This is a genomic window from Nostoc sp. CHAB 5715, assembly GCF_020829685.1.
Taxonomy (GTDB): domain Bacteria; phylum Cyanobacteriota; class Cyanobacteriia; order Cyanobacteriales; family Nostocaceae; genus Nostoc.
Genome location: NZ_JAIVFR010000791.1, coordinates 1 through 3,576, shown reverse-complemented (window position 1 = coordinate 3,576; position 3,576 = coordinate 1). Strand labels below are relative to the sequence as shown.

Sequence of the window (3,576 nt, the reverse complement as noted above, 5' to 3'; positions counted from 1 at the left end):
TGGTGCTGGAAGGTGGAGAAAACCAAAGGGATTAGCTACAGTTCGGCTTGAAGACGATACAATCTGCGACGCTGAACTACACTGGTATGAAGCACATGGAATTGGTAAAAAAGAAATTAAAATTAAACGCCTTCTCTGGTAATAGTTATGAATCAACAAACTAACGAAACACGATTTGTTGTTTGTATTAACAATCAAGATTATCCGGTGTCGTTGGAGTTACGAAAAATATATCAAGTAATACCTGATAACCGTGCCGCTGAACATCAGTTAATCCGTGTGATTGATGAATCAAACGAAGATTATCTCTACCCAGCCGCTTATTTTGTGCCTATTGAATTGCCAAAAGCTGCAGCAAAGGCGTTTTCAAGTTGAGTAAATTTACTTTGACAAGCACGTCTTTTAGATGCTTTACAACGTGTTAAAGCCAAGACTAATAAGCCCCAAACTATAGACGAACTACGAAAGGAGTTCTGGCTCTACTGATGACAGAGTTGAGTTTATTCAGGCTCGATATCATTATAGCGATCGCAGCTTAATTTCCGCACCTTTTTTATGGTGACCTGTACTTAGTTAAGGATAATAGTAGGTTGGGTTGAACGAAGTGAAACCCAACAAATGCCCGAAAATGTTGGGTTTCGTTCCTCAACCCAACCTACGCAGTCTAAGGTTTTTAGGTCTAACTGAACCGTATTGAGGTAAAACCAGTTACGCACTCCATCCCAATCAACAAATCATCACACTACTCGCATTGAAAGAAAGCTATATGAACAACCCTGAAGAAGAACTAGAACTACACTTAAGACCCCGTGCGACAGAAACAGTATCAATAAAGATACCAACAGATACATTGCGATCGCTCGAAAAAGTAGCAGCCAGTCAAGATATGTCACCTGAAGGCTTGCTCAAGTTATTATTGGGCAGGGTTTACGGCAAGATTTAGCCAAGTTATGCTCTGAGTAGGTACTTGAATCAACCGCTGAAGTTCTAGCAAGACACATCGAATCGAAAGAGGAAATTTTAACCATCATTCAAGAAATTCAAGCTGAAGCAACTCTTTAGTTACCTGTCAGCAAAGAGTAACAGATAAATTAAGGAACAAAAAATGTCTCAGAAAACAAACTACATCGAAGCTTGCAATAATTTTGAAAAAATTTACGAAGAGGCAATTAGCACTCGTGAACCTGTAGTTATTAATCGTGAAGGTGCAGAAAGTGTATCTGTCATACCTACTGCGGAACTTAATAGCATCATGGAGACAGCATACTTGTATCAATCACCTGAGAATGCAGCACGTCTTTTAAATGCTTTACAACGTGTTAAGGCTAAGACTAATATGCCCCAAACTATAGACGAGTTGCGTAAAGAGTTCTCGCTCTACGAAGAAGAGTAAATAAATTCAATGTCGGATAATTAAGAACCAGACGCACTTCCCCAATCTGAAGTTTTTCAAGAGAATAATTTAGAACGCAACCTCGTTTTTGACCGGAGATTTCTGTAAGACCTTACCTACTGGGTAGAGACAAATAGAAAAACTGCACTCCGCGTCTTATCTTTAAGTTGAAGAGATTAGGCGGAATCCCTTTGAAGGGACAGGCAATCCTGAAAGATTGAGATACTATGATGCAAATGTATGGTCGCGCCGAATCACTCAAACTGACCGGATTGTTTACGTAGTAAGTGATGACCGAATTGAGTTTATTCAGGCGCGATACCATTATAGCGATCGCTAATTTCAATGGAATCTTGAAAAAGAGCGTAGGCGCAGCCCGCCTTTGGCATCGCTTCGCCCCTTTCACCCCTACGCCGCCCTTACAAAACCTCAAACTCTTCTACACTTATCCCAGCTTGTCGTAAAATACTGCCCAGTGTACCGATAGTAATTTCTCGATGACGAGGCACAATCGCAGTACGGGTTCCTTCTTCGGTAAATTTGACAAACTTTACGTGACTACCCTTTTGGCTAACTTCCCCAAAGCCTGCTGCCTCTAATCTACGCTTAACCTCACGATAAGGTAATGCTTTAAGCGGCATCTATTTCTACCTGAAGTGTCTTAATTTGAGGAAGAACAGTAGCTACTGGTGGTTCAAAATGCAACGACAAAGCTTCTTCAAGATTTGCCAATGCCTCAGTTTCAGTCTCGCCCTGGCTAGCAATATCAATCTCCAAGCACTGTGCCACAAACCAGTTACCTTCCTGCCATACACTTGCAGTAAAAGTTCGTTTCATAAGTTTTTATTGTTCGGCACTTTCTTTTGATTTGATTATACGCTAGAAGAAAACCGGAGGTGCATTGAAGCCGCAAACCCATATTTGCTAAGATTTCCAGTGCGACAACATTAAAACAGGGCAACTTCTCATCACCATGCCAACATCTACAATTGACGATAAAGACGCAGCAGCTATCCAAGCCGCGAGAGTTGGGGTTGCTATATGCGATCGCACCGCCTGGGGACGCATCAAAGTATCTGGCGACGATCGCCTCAATTTCTTACACAACCAAAGTACTAACAATTTCCAAATACTCAAGCCTGGGCAAGGTTGTGATACGGTTTTCGTCACTTCCACAGCCAGGACAATTGATTTAGCAACCGCCTACGTTAGAGAAGATGCAGTAATCCTGCTGGTTTCACCCAACCGCCGCCAATATCTCATGGAATGGCTGGATAAATATATTTTCTTTGCCGATAAGGTGGAATTATCTGATATCACAGAATACACCAACACCTTCAGCCTCATTGGCCCAGGAAGCGACGCTGTTTTAGAAAAGTTGGGTATTAGCGAACTCATTGGGCAACCTTACGGTAGTCACAAAGTATACACGATTGCTGCCGCCGAAGGAGTGCGGATTGCTGTGGGTAGTGGGTTAGCTGCTCCCGGATACACCTTAACTTTTCCCTATACTGACAAATCTTCGGTATGGAATAAATTGTTAGAAGCTGGGGCGGTAGAAATGAGCGATCGCGCTTGGGATGCATTGCGAATTTTACAAGGCCGCCCCGCCCCAGATGCGGAACTCACAGATGATTACAATCCTCTGGAAGTTGGTTTGTGGCAAACAATTTCTTTTAATAAAGGTTGCTATATTGGGCAAGAAACTATTGCTCGATTAAATACATACAAAGGTGTAAAACAACACCTTTTGGGTATTCGACTCAATGCTCCGGCGTCAGTTGGAAGTGCGATCGCAGTTGGAGATGAAAAGGTTGGCAAACTTACCAGTTATACAGAAACGGCTGATGGTTACTTTGGACTAGGTTACATTCGTACCAAAGCTGGTGGTGTAGGCTTAAAAGTCCAAGTGGGAGAAACTGAGGGTGAAGTCATAGAAATCCCGTTTGTTTCTCACGATTACCCATAAGTAATTCAAGTCAAAACATCTTCTTTATTTCTAGCACCGTAACAAAATTCATCTACCCAAGAAGCTATACTACGGGCATTTGTGGTTGGTAAATTTACTTTACTTTTAACATATTGTGGTTGAATATTCGGTTGTTTGCTGTTGCTTTTAAGCTCAGTAGTAATTGCTAGCGATCGCACTGGTTTACCATTACTGTTAATCTCAGTGGTAATTG

Annotated in this window: 7 protein-coding genes and 1 pseudogene; 5 read left to right on the top strand and 3 right to left on the bottom strand. The window is 41.9% G+C overall.

The genetic code is table 11. The annotated features are described in order from the left end of the window. Positions 1 to 147: 147 nt before the first annotated feature. The 4 genes from LC574_RS31330 (at position 148) to LC574_RS38620 (ending at position 1,733) form a co-directional block, all read left to right on the top strand. The gene (locus tag LC574_RS31330) at positions 148 to 375 is read left to right on the top strand and encodes a hypothetical protein (protein WP_229457471.1); all 228 of its coding nucleotides are present in this window, start codon (positions 148 to 150) and stop codon (positions 373 to 375) included. Positions 376 to 766: 391 nt separating this feature from the next. Continuing rightward, positions 767 to 943 (top strand): hypothetical protein, encoded by a 177-nt coding sequence (locus tag LC574_RS31325; RefSeq protein WP_229457470.1) that lies wholly within the window; start codon positions 767 to 769, stop codon positions 941 to 943. Positions 944 to 1,105: 162 nt separating this feature from the next. Continuing rightward, positions 1,106 to 1,393 carry a type II toxin-antitoxin system Phd/YefM family antitoxin gene (locus LC574_RS31320; RefSeq protein WP_229457469.1) on the top strand — a complete coding sequence of 96 codons (288 nt, stop codon included), beginning with the start codon at positions 1,106 to 1,108 and terminating at the stop codon, positions 1,391 to 1,393. A 217-nt stretch (positions 1,394 to 1,610) separates the two neighbouring features. Beyond that, entirely contained in the window at positions 1,611 to 1,733 is a 123-nt protein-coding gene (locus tag LC574_RS38620; protein WP_306422184.1) for a type II toxin-antitoxin system YoeB family toxin, read from the top strand. Between the two features lie 79 nt (positions 1,734 to 1,812). Here LC574_RS38620 and LC574_RS31310 read toward each other — a convergent pair whose 3' ends face one another. Next, a complete protein-coding gene (locus LC574_RS31310) occupies positions 1,813 to 2,034 on the bottom strand; it encodes a type II toxin-antitoxin system HicA family toxin (protein WP_229457468.1) in 222 nt (73 codons plus the stop codon). Continuing rightward, positions 2,024 to 2,230, bottom strand: coding sequence for a type II toxin-antitoxin system HicB family antitoxin (locus LC574_RS31305; RefSeq protein ID WP_194041677.1), 207 nt, complete (start codon positions 2,228 to 2,230; stop codon positions 2,024 to 2,026). The genes LC574_RS31310 and LC574_RS31305 overlap by 11 nt, the downstream gene beginning before the upstream one ends. Before the next feature lie 136 nt (positions 2,231 to 2,366). Between LC574_RS31305 and LC574_RS31300 the strand changes: the two genes are divergently transcribed. Continuing rightward, positions 2,367 to 3,362 (top strand): folate-binding protein YgfZ, encoded by a 996-nt coding sequence (locus tag LC574_RS31300; RefSeq protein ID WP_229457467.1) that lies wholly within the window; start codon positions 2,367 to 2,369, stop codon positions 3,360 to 3,362. 5 nt (positions 3,363 to 3,367) lie between these two features. Here LC574_RS31300 and LC574_RS31295 read toward each other — a convergent pair. Further along, positions 3,368 to 3,576: pseudogene (locus LC574_RS31295) on the bottom strand (hypothetical protein); the annotation flags it as partial.

Coding starts and splice junctions, on each gene's coding strand:
- LC574_RS31330 (WP_229457471.1), top strand. CDS start 148: ATGAATCAACAAACTAACGAAACACGATTTGTTGTTTGTATTAACAAT.
- LC574_RS31325 (WP_229457470.1), top strand. CDS start 767: ATGAACAACCCTGAAGAAGAACTAGAACTACACTTAAGACCCCGTGCG.
- LC574_RS31320 (WP_229457469.1), top strand. CDS start 1,106: ATGTCTCAGAAAACAAACTACATCGAAGCTTGCAATAATTTTGAAAAA.
- LC574_RS31310 (WP_229457468.1), bottom strand. CDS start 2,034: ATGCCGCTTAAAGCATTACCTTATCGTGAGGTTAAGCGTAGATTAGAG.
- LC574_RS31305 (WP_194041677.1), bottom strand. CDS start 2,230: ATGAAACGAACTTTTACTGCAAGTGTATGGCAGGAAGGTAACTGGTTT.
- LC574_RS31300 (WP_229457467.1), top strand. CDS start 2,367: ATGCCAACATCTACAATTGACGATAAAGACGCAGCAGCTATCCAAGCC.